General features: G+C 71.8%; 14 protein-coding genes. 4 read left to right on the top strand and 10 right to left on the bottom strand.

The features are described 5' to 3' along the window. Window positions 1-39: 39 nt before the first annotated feature. The gene (locus tag FF041_RS21245; protein WP_153524241.1) at window positions 40-702 is read left to right on the top strand and encodes a TIGR03086 family metal-binding protein; all 663 of its coding nucleotides are present in this window, start codon (window positions 40-42) and stop codon (window positions 700-702) included. 159 nt (window positions 703-861) lie between these two features. Here FF041_RS21245 and FF041_RS40095 read toward each other — a convergent pair whose 3' ends face one another. The 8 genes from FF041_RS40095 to FF041_RS21205 form a co-directional block, all read right to left on the bottom strand. Beyond that, window positions 862-3,015, bottom strand: a complete 2,154-nt coding sequence (locus FF041_RS40095; RefSeq protein ID WP_267133210.1) for a HEAT repeat domain-containing protein — start codon at window positions 3,013-3,015, stop codon at window positions 862-864. A 160-nt stretch (window positions 3,016-3,175) separates the two neighbouring features. Further along, a complete protein-coding gene (locus FF041_RS21235; protein ID WP_323392315.1) occupies window positions 3,176-4,615 on the bottom strand; it encodes a nucleobase:cation symporter-2 family protein in 1,440 nt (479 codons plus the stop codon). Window positions 4,616-4,824: 209 nt separating this feature from the next. Further along, complete coding sequence (locus FF041_RS21230; protein WP_153524239.1) at window positions 4,825-6,201, bottom strand: 8-oxoguanine deaminase; 1,377 nt, start codon at window positions 6,199-6,201, stop codon at window positions 4,825-4,827. A 122-nt stretch (window positions 6,202-6,323) separates the two neighbouring features. After that, the gene (pucL, locus tag FF041_RS21225; protein ID WP_153524238.1) at window positions 6,324-7,232 is read right to left on the bottom strand and encodes a factor-independent urate hydroxylase; all 909 of its coding nucleotides are present in this window, start codon (window positions 7,230-7,232) and stop codon (window positions 6,324-6,326) included. Between the two features lie 8 nt (window positions 7,233-7,240). Beyond that, window positions 7,241-7,651 carry a hydroxyisourate hydrolase gene (uraH, locus tag FF041_RS21220; RefSeq protein WP_153524237.1) on the bottom strand — a complete coding sequence of 137 codons (411 nt, stop codon included), beginning with the start codon at window positions 7,649-7,651 and terminating at the stop codon, window positions 7,241-7,243. Between the two features lie 28 nt (window positions 7,652-7,679). Continuing rightward, on the bottom strand, window positions 7,680-8,231 hold the full coding sequence (uraD, locus tag FF041_RS21215; RefSeq protein ID WP_323392312.1) for a 2-oxo-4-hydroxy-4-carboxy-5-ureidoimidazoline decarboxylase: 552 nt from the start codon (window positions 8,229-8,231) through the stop codon (window positions 7,680-7,682). Between the two features lie 207 nt (window positions 8,232-8,438). Further along, complete coding sequence (locus tag FF041_RS21210) at window positions 8,439-8,831, bottom strand: helix-turn-helix domain-containing protein (RefSeq protein ID WP_153524236.1); 393 nt, start codon at window positions 8,829-8,831, stop codon at window positions 8,439-8,441. Then, window positions 8,828-9,079 carry a hypothetical protein gene (locus tag FF041_RS21205; protein WP_323392311.1) on the bottom strand — a complete coding sequence of 84 codons (252 nt, stop codon included), beginning with the start codon at window positions 9,077-9,079 and terminating at the stop codon, window positions 8,828-8,830. The genes FF041_RS21210 and FF041_RS21205 overlap by 4 nt, the downstream gene beginning before the upstream one ends. Before the next feature lie 123 nt (window positions 9,080-9,202). On the opposite strand from FF041_RS21205, the gene FF041_RS21200 reads away from it, so the two are divergent. The 3 genes from FF041_RS21200 to FF041_RS21190 all read left to right on the top strand — a co-directional run bounded on the left by FF041_RS21200 (window position 9,203) and on the right by FF041_RS21190 (window position 11,738). Then, window positions 9,203-10,042 carry a TIM barrel protein gene (locus FF041_RS21200; protein ID WP_153524235.1) on the top strand — a complete coding sequence of 280 codons (840 nt, stop codon included), beginning with the start codon at window positions 9,203-9,205 and terminating at the stop codon, window positions 10,040-10,042. Window positions 10,043-10,139: 97 nt separating this feature from the next. Beyond that, window positions 10,140-11,084 carry a hypothetical protein gene (locus tag FF041_RS21195; protein ID WP_153524234.1) on the top strand — a complete coding sequence of 315 codons (945 nt, stop codon included), beginning with the start codon at window positions 10,140-10,142 and terminating at the stop codon, window positions 11,082-11,084. A 147-nt stretch (window positions 11,085-11,231) separates the two neighbouring features. Then, window positions 11,232-11,738, top strand: coding sequence for a GNAT family N-acetyltransferase (locus FF041_RS21190; protein ID WP_153524233.1), 507 nt, complete (start codon window positions 11,232-11,234; stop codon window positions 11,736-11,738). A 112-nt stretch (window positions 11,739-11,850) separates the two neighbouring features. Here FF041_RS21190 and FF041_RS21185 read toward each other — a convergent pair whose 3' ends face one another. Both FF041_RS21185 and FF041_RS21180 read right to left on the bottom strand, forming a co-directional pair. After that, a complete protein-coding gene (locus FF041_RS21185; RefSeq protein ID WP_153524232.1) occupies window positions 11,851-13,560 on the bottom strand; it encodes an AMP-binding protein in 1,710 nt (569 codons plus the stop codon). Window positions 13,561-13,649: 89 nt separating this feature from the next. Then, entirely contained in the window at window positions 13,650-15,329 is a 1,680-nt protein-coding gene (locus tag FF041_RS21180; protein WP_153524231.1) for an AMP-binding protein, read from the bottom strand. Window positions 15,330-15,382: the final 53 nt, after the last annotated feature.

The following is a 15,382-nucleotide window of genomic DNA, read 5'->3' as shown; positions in this document are numbered from 1 at the left end:
CTCGCGATGAGATCCCGGCCCCGGTACCGTCTACGGAGTATGGACCCCACTTCTCAGACCCCCGCACCGGACGCCACCGCCCCGGGCGGAGCGGAGAGCCAGGGCGCTTCGGGCCACCCCGATCTCCGGGCCGCCGCCGACGGTGTCGCTCTGCTGCTCGGCGGCGTCGGCGACGAGCGGCTCGGGGACCCGACGCCCTGCTCCGACTACTCCGTACGGGAACTGCTGGCCCATCTGGTCGGGCTGGTCGCCGCCTTCCGGGACACCGCGCGCAAGGACCTCGGCCCGACGACCGACACCGACCCCCGAGCCGTCCCGCTGGTGCTGCCGGACGACTGGCGGGAGCTGCTCCCCCGGCGGCTCGAAGAGCTGGTCGCGGCCTGGGCGCGGCCCGGCGCCTGGGACGGGGAGACCCGGGCCGGAGGCGTCGACCTGCCCTCGGCGATCGCGGGCCGGATCGCGATGAACGAGCTGACCGTCCACGGCTGGGACCTGGCCCGCGCCACCGGTCAGCCCTACGCACCCGATGAGGCGAGTCTGCGGGTGTCCTACGAACTGATGCGGCCGACCGGGGACGACGGGGCCGATGCCGCCCGGGAGGGGATCTTCGGCCCCGTGGTCCCGGTCCCCGACGGGGCGTCGCTGCTCGACCGTGTGGTGGGGGTCAACGGCCGGCGGCCGGACTGGCGCCCTGGCGGCTGAACGGCAGCCGATCCCCCGGGCTCAGCCCTTGGCGGCGCCCCCGAGCGTTGAACGGCGGCCCGACGGTCCCCCGGGCTCGGGGCCGTCCGCCGACGCAGCCCTCGGCGGCGTCCCGGCGGCCGGACGCGCCTCCGGCTCAGGACCCGTCCTCCGGCAGGCTCAGTCCTTGGCAGCCGCCAGCAGCTCCCGGGCCCGTATGCGCAGCCGCTCGTCCTGGGGGACTATCTCCGGCTCCAGCCCCGAGTCCACCACCCGCAGATCGCCCTCGGCGAGGGCGGTCAGACGGGCCCTCACCTCCGGCGTCAGCACCCCCGGCCCCAGGGCGCCCAGGGCGTCGAGGGCCGTGGCCCACTCCGCGTTCCGCTCGGCGGAGGAGAGCAGCAGATCCGCCGCGCGGGCGTCGTCGAGACCATGTCCCAGGGAACGCAGGGCGATCACCGCGCCGGGGGCCTGGACGGGGTCGTCGAGCAGCGGCCCGAGGGCCGGGGCCAGCGCCGCCCCGGCGGCGCCGATACAGGCCGCCGCCCTGGCCGCGTTGGCCACGGGCCAGCGGGTCCACATCCCGTCCGCCGCCTCCGCCAGCACTCCCCCGAGCACCGCCACCGCCTCCGCCGCATCGCCCGTCAGCCGCCACAGCGCCAGCGCCGTCTGCACATCGGCGTTCATCGCGGGGTTGCTGCGCGGCCCGTCCCCCTGCGGCGTCAGCGCGGCCCGCAGATGGGGGACGAGCACCAGCCCATCGGAGCCGAGCTCCCCCGCCGTTCGCGGCAGCTCCTGCCGGGCCCCCTCCGCCAGCACCTCCTTGAGCACGCTCACCAGCGGTCCGGTCTCGCCGGTGAGCGCGCGCAGCGCGTCCGCCGCCTCGTACCGGTCGTCCGGGTCACCCGACTCGGCGGCCCGGCGCAGCAGATCCGCCGTCTCATCGCGGTGCTCGGGTGGGCAGACCGCGGCGAGCGCACGGGCGACCCGGGCCGGGTGCCGCTGGAACACAGCGGTCACTTCGGGCAGGGCTGCCGCCGCCTGGCGGCCCCAGCCGAGCAGCAGCACGGCCAGCTCCGCCGCGTCACCGCCCCGGGGCTCGTCGGAACCGGCTATCTCGGTCAAGCGGATGCGGATCGCGTTGACCAGCTCCGGGCCGTAGGGCAGCGGCAGTGCGGGACGCAGCCCGGAGAGCCCGGTCACCGCGCGCATGGTGCGCTCCCGCCGGCCCAGATCGCGGGCGAGCAGCGGACCGGCCTGCTCAGGGGCGACCCTGACGAGCACTTCGAGCGCCCGGTCGGCCGGCTCGCCGTCCATCGCGGCGAGCGCTGCCAGGGCGGGAGCCGCCCCGGCAGCCTGGTCTCCGAGCTTGCCGAGGACCGGCAGCAGCGACGCGGTATCCGTGAACGACGGGTCGGCCAGCAGGGAGAGCAGCGCGCCCGCCAGCCGCCCCGGGGCGCTGCGGGAGATCAGACAGGCGTGCTCGGCCGCCCAGAGGGCCTCGCCCCGCGCCTCGGCGCCGGGCAGCCGGAGCGCTGCCTCGATCAGGTCGTAGGCGGCCGAACGGTCCCGGTCTGTGTCCCGCAGCAGCAGCCTGTGCACCGTGTAGTGCAGCGGCTCATTGCGCTGGAGGTCGAAGCGGTCCACGACATGCGGTCCGGCGGGCAGCAGCGACACCATCGCGTCCTGGTGCGCGGGCGTCCACGGCAGCCCCAGATCGACGCAGACCAGCAGCGCGACCATGCGCAGCCGGTCGGGCGCGTCGGCCGAGACGGCCGCCGTCGCCGTCGCCGCCGTGCCCTCGGGGTCGAGATGGGCGAGGGCGGCGAGCAGCTCCGCCCTCACCCCGGGCGCCTCTTCCGCGCGCCGCCAGCCCCGGCGCAGCGCGGGCAGCACGGAGACGGAGCCGGCCCGCCCGGCCGCCCAGACGGCGGCCCTGCGCACCTCCGGGTCCCCGGACTCGAACAGCGGCAGTATCAGCGGCAGCTGGTCCACGACGGCGGCGCGGCACGCTCCGGGCTCGGGCAGTCCGTACGCGTCCTCGCTCTCCGCTATGCCGCCGAGGAGGACCAGCAGTTCGACGGGGTGCACGCCCGCCGCGACGAGCCGCGCGAGGAATGGCACGGCCTCCGCGGTCGCGGCGTACACCGTGCCCTGGTGGAGGATGCTGCTCCACAGCTCGTCGAGCGCGTCACGCGCCTGCTGCTCGTCTCCGGCGAGCGCGCGCATGATGCCGGGCAGATCGTCCGCCTCGCCGTAGGCATGGTCGACGTCGCCCCATCGCACGCTGTCCAGGCCGGCGAAAAGCTGCTCAAGATCCATGCTCCGCAGCATGACATGAGGGTCTGACAACGCCCGGCCGTCCGCCGGGCGCTGGGGACTCGCCCCGGAGGGGCAGCCCGATTCACCTGCTCTGCGGGGCTGTTCGGCGTACGCGGCTCCGGCTGGCGAACACGGGCCTCGGTCACGCCCTGCCGCGTGCGCCGTCGGACCGTCAGGCCCTCGTCACCTCCGGTGAATCGTTCCCCCGCCTCAGATGGTTGAAGGCGAGATTGAGCACGATCGCCACGACGCATCCGGTCGAGATGCCGGAGTCCAGCACGACCAGCGTGTCCTTCGGGAAGTCCTGGTAGAAGTGCGGCGCCGCGATCGGTATCAGCCCTATGCCGACCGAGGCGGCGACGATCAGACCGTTCTCGCCCTTCTCCAGCGCCGCCGTCGCCAGCGTCTGGACGCCGCTGGCGGCGACCGTGCCGAAGAGCACGATGCCCGCGCCCCCGAGCACCGGCAGCGGTACGAGCGCGATCACCGAAGCCGCCACCGGGAAGAGGCCCAGCAGCATCAGGATCCCGCCGCCCGCGGCGACGACGAACCGGCTGCGGACCCCCGTCATCGCCACCAGGCCGACGTTCTGTGCGAAGGCGCTGCACATGAATCCGTTGAACAGCGGGCTCAGGGCGCTGCCCAGGGTGTCGGCGCGCAGTCCGCTTTCGATGGTCCGCCGGTCCGCGGGCCGGTCCACGATCTTTCCGAGGGCCAGCATGTCGGCGGTGGACTCCGTCATGCAGACCAGCATCACCACGCACATCGAGACGATCGCGGCCGTCTCGAACTGCGGTGCGCCGAAGTGGAACGGGGTCGGGATTCCGATCGCGTCCGCGTCCCGGACGGCGTCGAGGTCGGCCATGCCCAGCGGCAGCGCGATGACCGTGCCGGCGATGAGACCGAGCAGTACGGCGATCTGCCGTGGAAAGCCGCTCAGCAGCCCGCGCAGGGCGAGCACGATCACGAAGGTGAGCGCGGCCATGCCGATGTTCTTCATCGAGCCGTACCCGGCGGCGGCCGGGTCGCCGCCCTGGGACCAGCCGAAGGCGACCGGCAGGAGCGAGAGACCGATCAGGGTGATCACGGTGCCCGTGACGACGGGCGGGAAGAAGCGTATGAGCTTCGAGAACCAGGGGGTGAGCAGCAGGCCCAGCAGACCGGCGACGATGATCGCGCCGAAGATGACGGCGATCCCGTCCGCGCCCCGGTCCCTGCCGATGGCGACCATGGGGGTGACGCCCGCGAACGAGACGCCGTTGACGAAGGGGAGCCGGGCGCCGATCTTCCAGAGGCCGAGCGTCTGGAGCAGGGTGGCGATGCCCGCGGTGAACAGGCTCGCCCCCATCAGAAAGGCGGTGTCCCGCGCGCTCAGGCCCACGGCGGGCCCCACGATCATGGGCGGGGCCACCACCCCCGCGTACATCGCGGCCACATGCTGGAACCCGCCTGCGAGGAGTCTGACGGGCGGGAGGCTCTGATCGACGGGGTGCCGGTGTCCGGCCGGATCGCCCGCGCCGGCGCCGGTCCGTTCACCGGGTCCAGGGCCGGTGTCGGTGTCGGGTCCGGTGTCGACGCCCGTGTCGGGGCCGGGCCTGGGGTCTGTCGCCACGACGGTTCCTCCGATGGGTTGCCCGTGCGATGAGGACATGGATGTCAGAGAAGGCGGTGCGAGGCCCGGCCCATGAGTACGCGAGCAGGCCGGCCGGTGAGCCCTTCAGTCCGCGAGCAGGCCGGCCCGCGAACCTGTCAGCGCGTCAGTTCACGAGCCCGTCAGTCCATGAGCCCGTCAGTCCGTGAGTTCACGAATCCGGCAGCCCGTCAGCCGTCCGCCGCGATCCGCGCCAAGCGCTGTGCCTCGTCCCGCGTGGTACGGGCGATGTCGTCCTCGTCCACCGTGGTCAGCCGGTTGTCCTCGACCACGGTCCGGCCGCCCACGAGCGAGAGGCTCACCGGAGCGGCCCCGCCGAGGACGAGCGCGGCCACCGGGTCGGCGATGGAGGCGTGCGCGAGCGTGTCCAGCTTCCAGAGCACCAGATCGGCGAGCTTCCCGGTCTCCAGCGAGCCGATCTGCCCCTCGCGCCCCAGCACCTGAGCGCCGCCGTAGGTGCCCAGCCGCAGCGCCTGGCGGACGGTGAGCGCTCTCTCGCGATGGGCGCCGAGCCGGTTGATGAGCAGGGCGTTGCGCAGCTCGGTGTGGAGTTCGCCCGACTCGTTGGACGCGGTGCCGTCCACCCCGAGGCCGACCGCGACGCCCGCCCTGAGCAGGTCGGGGATCCGCGCGATGCCCGCCCCCAGCCGGGCGTTGGAGGACGGGCAGTGGGCGACCCCGGTGCCGGTGCGCGCGAAGGCGGCGATGTCGGGGGCGTTCATATGGACGCAGTGCGCCATCCAGACATCGGGCCCGAGCCAGCCGGTGGACTCGAAGTAGTCGGTCGGTCCCATGCCGAACAGCTCCTTGCAGAACTGCTCCTCCTCCACGGTCTCCGAGCCGTGCGTATGGAGCCGTACACCCTTGCGGCGGGCGAGTTCGGCTCCCTCCCGGAGCAGTCCGGTGGATACGGAGAAGGGGGAGCAGGGGGCGACGGCGATCTGGGTCATCGCGTCGGGGGACGGATCGTGGTGGGCGTCGATGGTCTCCTCGGTGGCCGCGAGCGCCCCGTCGAGGGTCTCCACCGCGAAGTCCGGCGGCAGTCCGCCGTCCGAGCGCCCGCGGTCCATGGAGCCCCGGGCGAGGGTGAAGCGTACGCCCGTCTCCCGTGCCGCGCCGATGATCGCGCCGGACAGATCCCCCGAGCCCCGGGGATACACATAGTGGTGGTCCATCGAGGTGGTGACCCCGCCCCGGGCCATCATTGCGAGGGAGCCGCGCGCCGCCGCCCGGACCATGCTCTCGTCGATCCGCGCCCAGGTCGGGTAGAGCGCTGTCAGCCAGTCGAAGAGGTTGTGGTCGGCGGCGAGGCCACGGGTGATCCACTGGTAGAAGTGGTGATGGGTGTTGACCAGGCCGGGGGTGGCGAGACAGCCGGTTCCGTCGACGCGGCGGACGACGTTCTCCAGACCATCGGGAGCGGCCCCCGCGCCGATCGACTCGATCCGGTCGTCCGCCACGACGAGATGACCGCTCGCGTACTCGGTGTCGTCGGCGTCCACGGTCGCGATGGCGCAGTTCTCGATGACGATGCGCGAAGCCGCCATGGCGGGTCCTCGTTTCTGTGCTCAGGCGTCGTCCGGGACCGTACGGATCCGGGGCCGGCCCGGATCCGTACCGTGCATACCCCCGGATCGTCGCCGTCCGTCGGCTCCGGGGCCCGCCGGGGTCAGAGCTCGGCCGGTTCTGCCGGGATCAGCGATTCCGCGCCGTCCCGCAGAACGGTGGCCTCGATCAGACCGTAGGGGCGGTCGGCCGCGGCATAGACCTCGTGGTCGTTGTCGAGACCGAACGGGGTGAGATCCACCAGGAAGTGATGGTTGTTCGGCAGTGAGAGCCGGATCTCGGCTATCTCGTCGCCGTGCTCGATCACCCGTGTGCCCATCTGGAACAGGGTCTGCTGGAGGGAGAGCGAATAGGTGCCGGCGAATGCCTGGAGCAGATGCTCTCTCGCCTGCTCGTACGATCGCTCCCAATCGGGCATGGGAGTCTCGTCGGAGGTCCAGTGATGGCGCCATCGGGCGGAGACATCGGTGGCGAGTATCCGGTCGTACGCCTCTTCGAGGGTGGTGTAGTCGTCCTTGACATAGCCCCAGAATTCGGAGTCCGTCGAGTTCAGCACGGTCAGTCCCGTGAGGCCGGAGACGATCCGCCAGCGCTCCCCGTCGTAGCCGATCTCGCTGGTCCGGGTCTCCTGGCCCTTGCGCACGAAGGAGTGCCCCGGCTCGGCGGCGCCGCCGGCGGTGTTCCCGGTGCGTTCCCAGGAGTATTCCTCGATACGGACGCGCGCGCGGTGAATGGGCTCCTGCGAGGTCACGAAATGGCGGGCGAGATGGATGCCGAACTGTTCGGCCGATTCGATGCCGTACTTCTTGGCGAACGCGAACACCGTGTTCTTCACGGTGTCGGTCGGCAGGACATGGGCGTTGGATCCGGAGTAGTGGACCTCGTCCATGTCGCCGGAGAGGGCGACCGAGACATTGAGGTCCTTGATGTGATGCGTGGCGCCGTCCCGGGTGATCCTGACGACGCGGTTCTCCGCTTTGCCGTACTGGTTCTGTCCGAGAATCGTGGGCATGGGGTCTGCTAGCTCCCTCGGTATACGGAGTAGCCGAACGGGTTGAGCAGCAGCGGCACGTGATAGTGCTCGCCCGCTGCCACGGCGAAGGCGACCGCCACCTCCGGGAAGAACGCGCCGCCGCCGCCGCTTTCGCGGGGGGCGGCCGGTCGGGCCTCGGTGGCCGGTCGCGGGTCCGGTGCGACGTACGCCTCGGTCCGGAAGACGAGACGTACCTGGGCGGTGCCCTCCGGCGGTTCCGGGAGGTCCGCGCAGCGCCCGTCCGGGCCGGTCGACGACGCGCCGAGCACGACCCATTCGGCCTCTGGACCGCTACGGGCAGAGAGGGTGACGGGGACGCCCTCGGCGGGCCGTCCGATGCTGGTGTCGAGGACATGGGTGGAGACCGACGCGGTGGTTGCGGTGGTTTCCGTGCTCAAGGGCTCTCTTCCTCGGGACTCGTGGGCTTCATGCGTCCGCTACGAGCCGGGTGAGCCGGATCCGGTTGATTCCGCCCAGCTGGGTGCGGACGATCTCCCGTTCCCGTGCGGGCGGGTTGCCGATCCGTTCCCGTACCGCGTCACGCATCTGTTCACCGGTCAAACCGGTGGCGCAGATGAGGAAGACATGGCCGAAGCGGCGCTGATACGCGAGATTCAGCCGGTGCATCTCGGCTCTGAGGGCGTCGGACGCCTCGGTCATCCCGCTCTGTTCGCGGGCGGAGGCGGCGCCCGGCGGCGCGGGACGGCCGATCGGCGGATGGGCGGACATCGCCTCGGCGAGATCGTCCGCCGTCAGCTCCGCCGTGGCGGTGTCGCTCGCGGCGAGGAGGGACGGGGTGTCGGCGTAGGGGCGTCCGGCGAGCAGCCGTCCGGCCCAGGCCGAGCTGGCGCACACCTCGCGGAGTGCGGCGAGGGCGTCGGCCTCCGCCGAGGAGTTGAAGCGGGAGAGGCTCGCGAAGGTCCCGGGGGTCTCTCCCCCGGAGAACTCTCCCGAAGGGCACGGTGAACTCGGACTCACAGGAGCCTCCGTGGCTGTTTCGCTGTGCGTCGAACGAGACGTCGAACGGGAAGTCGAACGGGATGCGCATAGCTAACGCCCCCGACAACCCAACGTCAACACTTTGTTGAAAGTCGGCGGGAGGGAATCCCGCCGCCCGGGCGGCGCCGGGGTCCAGCGGCCCCGCGGCCCGCCGGGCGCACCCCCGGCCCGCCGGTGCGCACCGGATCAGCCGCCTCGGGCCGCGTTCTCCCTGTTCAGATAGTTGTAGACGGTGAAGCGGCTGACTCCGAGCGCACTCGCGACCGTCTCCACCCCATGCCGTACGGAGAAGGCTCCCCGCGCCTCCAGATTCCGTACGACCGATTGTTTGGTCTTGCGGTCCAGTTCGGACAGGGGCATGCCATGGCTGCGCTCCAGCGCGGCGAGTATGCGATCCAGCGATTCGGAGAGCTGCGGGAGCCGTACGGCGATGACGTTCTCGCCCTCCCAGGCGAGCACCACGTCGTCGGGTCCCGCCTGCCCGGGGGCGATGATCTCGGCCCCCAGCGCGTCGGCCAGCGGCCGTACCGCGAGGGCCAGGGGATGCTCGTCCGGGGAGCCCCCGGGCGAGCGGGTCATCGCGCCTCCCCGTCCACCACGTTGACCTGGAGGGAGACTCTGGTCGCACCGGCCTCCAGACCACGGCGCAGCAGTGCGCCGACGGCGGCGATGACGGCGTCCGCGCCGCCCTCCGCCGTATTGCCGAACGGCCCGACGTCCACGGCGTCCAGCCCGGCCCCCTCTATCACCTCGCGGGCGACCACCGCATGGGCCGGGGCCTCGTCGAGGTCGAAGGGCTCGGTCGTGAACTCCACTCTCAATCGCACGGGCACAACCTAACGCGGCAGGAGCGGAATAGGGACGTCCCCTTGACAGGGCCCCTCGGCCGCCCTCAGTCTCCCGTTGGGCAGAATGGAATGTCCGCTGTACGGAAGGGGCGAAAGGCCCTCATGGGGTATGCCGACCAGCGCTTCGATGTGAACATATCGATCCTCTTCACCGAACTCCCGCTGCTCGACCGCCCGGCCGCCGCCGCGGCGGCAGGTTTCACCGAGGTCGAGATGTGGTGGCCCTGGATCGACGCCCCGACCCCGGAGCGGGCCGGACTCGACGCCCTCAGAACGGCGCTCGACAGCGCGGGCACCCGGCTGGTGGGGCTCAACTTCTACTCCGGACGGCTCCCGGGCCCGGACCGGGGAGCGCTGTCGCTGCCGGGCGCGGAGTCCGACCGGTTCCGCGCCAATGTCGAGGTGGTCGCGGACTTCGCCGCCTCGGTGGGCTGCACCGCGCTCAACGCGCTCTACGGCAACCGGGTCGACGGGGTCGACCCCCGGACACAGGACGCGCTCGCCCTGGAGAATCTGGCGCTCGCCGCCCGCGCGGCCGACCGCGTCGGGGCGACCCTGCTGATCGAGGCCCTCAACAAGGTGGAGTCCCCGCGCTATCCGCTGCTGAGCGCCGAGGCGGCGGTCGAGGTCGTCGACCGGGTGAACACGGCCACCGGCCTCGGCAACGCCGCTTTTCTGCTCGATCTCTACCATCTGTCGATGAACGGGGCGGACCTCAGCGCCGACATCAGGGCGTACGCGAGCAGAACCGGTCATGTCCAGATCGCCGACGCCCCGGGCCGTGGCGCCCCCGGCACCGGAACGGTTCCGCTGGAGCGGCTGCTGGACGAGCTGACGCAGGCCGGTTACACGGGCCGGGTCGGCCTGGAGTACACGGCGGGCGACCATACGGGCCCGGGGGCCTTCGACTGGCTCCCGGCCATGGCGCGCGCGGCCCGGTGAGACGGGGAGGAGCAGTGAGCCGAACTCGCTCGCTCCGCCGGCGGCGTTGGTGGACGATGGACGGCGTGGTACCTGGCGACTTGGGGGTGGGCGGGCCATGACCGATGGCGTGCCGGTGCGGTGTCCGTCCTGTCTGCGCGACCATCTCTTCGTGTCGCCGGTCTACCCCTGCCCTTGTGGGGCCCCGCTCTCCCCGCCGCTGCTGCACGGCGTGGAACCGGAGCGGGTCGTCAGCCGTACCTGGGACGAGGACTGGGTGCGGGTGCGCTGCCTGGAGTGCGGACGCCGGGACCACTGGCCGCAGCCGGAGCTGGGCTGCCCGTGCGGGACGCTGCTACGGCTGCCGGTCCGTCCGGCGGACGCCCGACACGGGCCGGACGGGCCGAACCATGAAGGCTTCCGCGGCACGGGTGGTTCCTGGGGTGTGGAACCCGCGGACCCGGCGGACGCCCCGGCCGCTCTCCCGCCCTCCGGCTGGACGGGGATCGCGCCGACCGACTGGACGACCGGAATCCCGCCGGCCGAGTGGACGGGGACCTCGCCGGACAGTCCGCCGGCAGGGCCGCCGCTCCAGCCCCCGCCGTCGCATATTCCGCTGCCGCGCACGGCGGGCGCCCCACGTCCCTCGTTCCGGCCGGTCGCCATAAGGACGGTGCGCGACGCCGTGGCGGTGGCCGAGCTCTATCTGCGGTGGCTGGGCTTCCCCGATGTCGTCCAGCAGGTGTCCCCTCCCCCAGGCGCCCGGCCCGAAGACCTCCGGCACTCGGGGAACGCATCCGCCGCCGTCGATCTGCGCGGCCCCGGGCTGATCGCCCAGGTCGATCCCTCGACCCGGCCCGCGACCCTGCGCGATGTCGAGTGTCTCTGGCTGAACGGGCTGGCGTCATCGGCGTCGACCGTCTTCTTCTCGCTCGCGGGGTACGCCGACGACGCCCGGTCCCGCGCGGACGATCTGGGGGTCCCGCTCTTCGCGATGGACCTCACCGGAAGCCCTCAGCCGGTGAACGGACCAGCGGCGGAACTGGTCTCCACGGGCGCGTGAGAGCGACCCGTTCCACGGGGGCGCGCGAGACGGACCGGCGGCGGAACCGGGCCGCACCGGCGCATGAGACGGACCGGCGGCGAAACCGGCCCTCCGGCAGACAGACCCGGTCTCCGCCCGGGAAGGGCGCGAGGCGATACTGCCCTCATGCCCATCCGACCGGCCATCGCCGCCGAACTGCCCCAGCTCCAGGACATCGAGACAGCCGCCGGGGAGCTCTTCCGCGCCCTGGACATGGCGGAGATCGCCGATGACGAGCCACCGGCCCTCGATCTGCTGGAGCGCTACCGGGCCGGCGGGCACGCCTGGGTCTCCGTGGACGACGACGATCTCCCGCTCGCGTATCTGCTCCACGACGAGATCGACGGCGCGGCCCATATCGAACAGGTCTCCGTCCACCCGGCCGCCGCTCATCAGCGGCTGGGCAGCGGTCTGATCGGCCATCTCGCCGCCCGCGCGGCGGCCGGCGGCCTGCCCGCGCTCACGCTGACGACCTTCGCCGAGGTGCCGTGGAACGCCCCGTACTACGCGCGGCTGGGCTTTCGGACGCTCGACGAGAGCGAGCTCACCGATGGACTGCGCGAGATCAGGAGTCATGAGCGGCAGCTGGGCCTGGACCGCTGGCCCCGGGTGTGCATGCGCCGCGAGCTCTGAGCCCCGGCGGAGCGGGCGGAGGGCCCGGGGCGGAGGGCCCGGACCCGGACGGGACCAGGCCCGAACGGGACCAGGCCCGAACGGAACCGGGCGTCCCCGCGTACCGAAGGGGTCAGCCGCCCCCGGGGCTGTACCGCTCCCTCAGCTCCACCTTCCGCACCTTCCCGCTGACCGTCATCGGAAAGGTCTCCAGGATCTCCAGCCGACGCGGGATCTTGTAGTGCGCGAGCCGTTCGCGGCAGAAGGCGGCGATATCGTCCAGGGTCGGCGGATCGGCGGGGTCGCCGGGGACGACGCAGGCGAGGATCTCCTCCCCGTACCGGTCGTCCGGGACCCCGACGACCTGCACATCGGCGACCTTGGGATGGGCGTGGAGAAACTCCTCGATCTCCCGTGGGTAGACGTTCTCGCCCCCTCGGATGATCATGTCCTTCATCCGCCCCACGATCTGCACACAGCCGTCCTCGCGCATCACCGCGAGGTCGCCGGTGTGCATCCAGCGACCGGTGTCGACCGCCTCGGCGGTCTTCTCCGGCTCGCCCCAGTATCCGGCCATCACGCTGTAGCCGCGGGTGCACAGCTCACCGGCCCGCCCGCGCGGCAGGGTCACCCCGGTGACCGGGTCGGTCACCTTGACCTCGACATGCGGCAGCACCCGGCCGACCGTCCCGGTGCGGCGCTCCAGATCGTCGGAGCGCCGGGTCTGGGTGGAGACCGGGGAGGTCTCCGTCATGCCGTAGCAGATCGACACCTCCGCCATGTGCATCTCGGCGACGACCCGTTTCATCACCTCCACCGGGCACGGCGAGCCCGCCATGATGCCGGTGCGCAGCGAGGTGAGGTCGTACGACGCGAAGTCGGGCAGACTCAGTTCGGCGATGAACATCGTCGGCACCCCGTACAGCGAGGTGCATCGCTCCTCGGCGACCGCGCGGAGGGTGGCGGCCGGGTCGAAGGACGGCGCGGGGACCACCATGCACGCACCGTGCGAGGTGGCCGCGAGATTGCCCATGACCATGCCGAAGCAGTGGTAGAAGGGCACGGGTATGCATATGCGGTCCCGTTCGGTGTAGCCGAGCGTCTCCCCCACGAAGTAGCCGTTGTTGAGGATGTTGTGGTGGGTGAGGGTGGCGCCCTTGGGGAAACCGGTGGTGCCTGAGGTGTACTGGATGTTGACCGGGTCGTCGCAGGACAGCTCGGCCTCCCGGGCGGCCAGTTCGCCGGCGGTGACCGGAGCGGCGGCGGCCAGCAGCTCGTCCCAGGAGCCGTCCCCGATGTAGTGGACGGAGCGCAGCCGGGGACAGCGGGGGCGTACCCGCTCCACCAGGGCGCGGTAGTCGCTGTCCTTGTGGCGCTGTGAGGCGCAGAGCACCGAGACCCCGGACTGGTTGAGCACATACTCCAGTTCATGCGCGCGGTAGGCGGGGTTGACGTTCACCATGATCGCGCCGATGCGGGCGGTGGCGTACTGCACCAGCACCCACTCGGCGCAGTTGACGGCCCAGATCCCGACCCGGTCGCCCCGGGCGACGCCGATGCCCAGGAATCCGCGCGCGAGCCGGTCGACGGCCGCGCCGAACTCGGCGTAGGTCCAGCGGGGTCCGGCCAGGACGACGAGCGCCTCGCGGTCCGGGTGCGCGGCGACGGCCCGGTCGAGGTTCTGGCCGATGGTGTCGCCCAGGAGCGGGGTGGCGGCGATGCCGTGGTCGTACGAGAGCGGTGTGCGGCGGTCCGGGTTCGCCGCGGGGCCTCCGTGGGGCTGATCGGGCCGGTGGCCCCCCTTGTGTGCCGGGCGGGACGCCCCGGTGCGCACCGTGCTCATCGCGGATCCTCCTCGCGGCTCATCGCAGGTCTCCCTGGTCCCTCAATCGCAGATCCACCTCGTCGCTCATCGCGGATCCACCTCGTCCGTCATCGCAGATTCCCCTCGTCGTACTCGGCGGTCGAGCCCTTGGCCGTGCGTTCGCGCAGCTCGATCCGGCGGATCTTGCCGGAGACGGTCTTGGGGAGTTCGGCGAATTCGATGCGCCGAACGCGTTTGTACGGGGCGAGGACGGAGCGCGCGTGCGCGAAGAGGATGCGGGCGGTCTCCGGTCCGGGCTCCCAGCCGTCCGCGAGGACGATGTACGCCTTGGGCACGGCGAGTCTCAGCTCGTCGGGCGCGGGCACCACCGCCGCCTCGGCCACCGCTTCGTGCTGGAGCAGCGCGCTCTCCAGCTCGAACGGCGAGATCTTGTAGTCGGACGCCTTGAACACGTCGTCGGAGCGGCCGATGTAGGTGATGTATCCGTCGGCGTCACGGGAGCCGATGTCCCCGGTGCGGTAGTAGCCGCCCGTCATGACCTCGGCGGTGCGCTCGGAGTCGCCGTGGTAGCCGGTCATCAGCCCTACCGGACGGGCGGACAGATCGAGGGAGATCTCGCCCTCGTCCGCGCCGGGTTCGCCGGTGACCGGATCGAGCAGCTCCACCCGGTAGCCGGGGCTGGGGCGGCCCATCGAGCCCGCTTTCAGCAGCTGACCGGGGCTGTTGGAGACCTGGACGGCGGTCTCCGTCTGTCCGAAGCCGTCCCGGACGGTGACGCCCCACTCGCGGCGTACGGTCTCGATGACCTCGGGGTTGAGGGGTTCGCCCGCGGCTGCCGCCTCGCGCGGCGGGATCCGCAGCTGGCCGAGGTCGGCCTGGATGAGCATCCGCCAGACCGTGGGCGGGGCGCAGAAGCTGGTGACGCCCGCCCGGTCCATCTCCGTCATCAGCCGGGCCGCGTCGAAGCGGCGGTAGTTGTGGATGAAGACGGTCGCCTCCGCGTTCCACGGGGCGAAGAGATTGGACCAGGCGTGTTTGGCCCAGCCCGGTGAGGAGATGTTGAGATGCACATCGCCGGGCTGAAGGCCGATCCAGTACATGGTCGCGAGATGACCGATGGGGTAGGAGGCGTGGGTGTGCTCCACGAGTTTGGGGCGATCCGTGGTCCCGGAGGTGAAGTAGAGCATCAGGGGGTCATCGGATCGGGTGATCCCGTCCGGTCGGAATTCGGCGTCGGCGCTCTGCGCCTCCTCATACGGAATCCAACCGTCCGACGCTCCTCCGCCGACCGCGATACGGGTGTACTCCCCGGGCACCGCGTCGAACTTGGCCCGGTCCTCGGCGCGTACGACGACATGCGCCGCCCGGCCGCGCTCCACCCGGTCGTGCAGATCGAGGGGGCCGAGCAGCGGGGTCGCGGGGATCACCACGGCCCGCAGCTTCATCGCGGCGAGGGCGGTCTCCCACAGCTCGTGCTGGTTGCCGAGCATGACGACGACGCGGTCACCGGCGCGTACGCCCTGAGCGCGCAGCCAGTTCGCCACCCGGTTCGAGCGCGCGGACAGCTCGGCGAAGGAGAGCCGGATTCCGGTGCCGTCCTCCTCCACGATGTGCAGCGCGGTGCGGTCGTTCCGGTCCGCGATGGCGTCGAACCAGTCGAGCGCCCAGTTGAACTCCCCGGGCCGGGGCCAGACGAAGCCGTCGTACGCGCTCCGGTAGTCCTCTCGGTGCCGCAGCAGGAAGTCCCGGGCTGCCCGGAACTCCTCGGTGACGCTGCTTGCCGCCATGTGCCCTCCTCATTGCCACACCACTCAGTAGCATCGTGTAATCAGTGACGTAC

Source organism: Streptomyces jumonjinensis (assembly GCF_009600885.1).
GTDB lineage: Bacteria > Actinomycetota > Actinomycetes > Streptomycetales > Streptomycetaceae > Streptomyces > Streptomyces jumonjinensis.
This window is presented reverse-complemented; position numbering and strand designations above follow the sequence as displayed.

Coding starts and splice junctions, on each gene's coding strand:
- FF041_RS21245 (WP_153524241.1), top strand. CDS start 40: ATGGACCCCACTTCTCAGACCCCCGCACCGGACGCCACCGCCCCGGGC.
- FF041_RS40095 (WP_267133210.1), bottom strand. CDS start 3,015: ATGCTGCGGAGCATGGATCTTGAGCAGCTTTTCGCCGGCCTGGACAGC.
- FF041_RS21230 (WP_153524239.1), bottom strand. CDS start 6,201: ATGGCGGCTTCGCGCATCGTCATCGAGAACTGCGCCATCGCGACCGTG.
- pucL (WP_153524238.1), bottom strand. CDS start 7,232: ATGCCCACGATTCTCGGACAGAACCAGTACGGCAAAGCGGAGAACCGC.
- FF041_RS21210 (WP_153524236.1), bottom strand. CDS start 8,831: ATGACCCGCTCGCCCGGGGGCTCCCCGGACGAGCATCCCCTGGCCCTC.
- FF041_RS21200 (WP_153524235.1), top strand. CDS start 9,203: ATGGGGTATGCCGACCAGCGCTTCGATGTGAACATATCGATCCTCTTC.
- FF041_RS21195 (WP_153524234.1), top strand. CDS start 10,140: ATGACCGATGGCGTGCCGGTGCGGTGTCCGTCCTGTCTGCGCGACCAT.
- FF041_RS21190 (WP_153524233.1), top strand. CDS start 11,232: ATGCCCATCCGACCGGCCATCGCCGCCGAACTGCCCCAGCTCCAGGAC.
- FF041_RS21185 (WP_153524232.1), bottom strand. CDS start 13,560: ATGAGCACGGTGCGCACCGGGGCGTCCCGCCCGGCACACAAGGGGGGC.
- FF041_RS21180 (WP_153524231.1), bottom strand. CDS start 15,329: ATGGCGGCAAGCAGCGTCACCGAGGAGTTCCGGGCAGCCCGGGACTTC.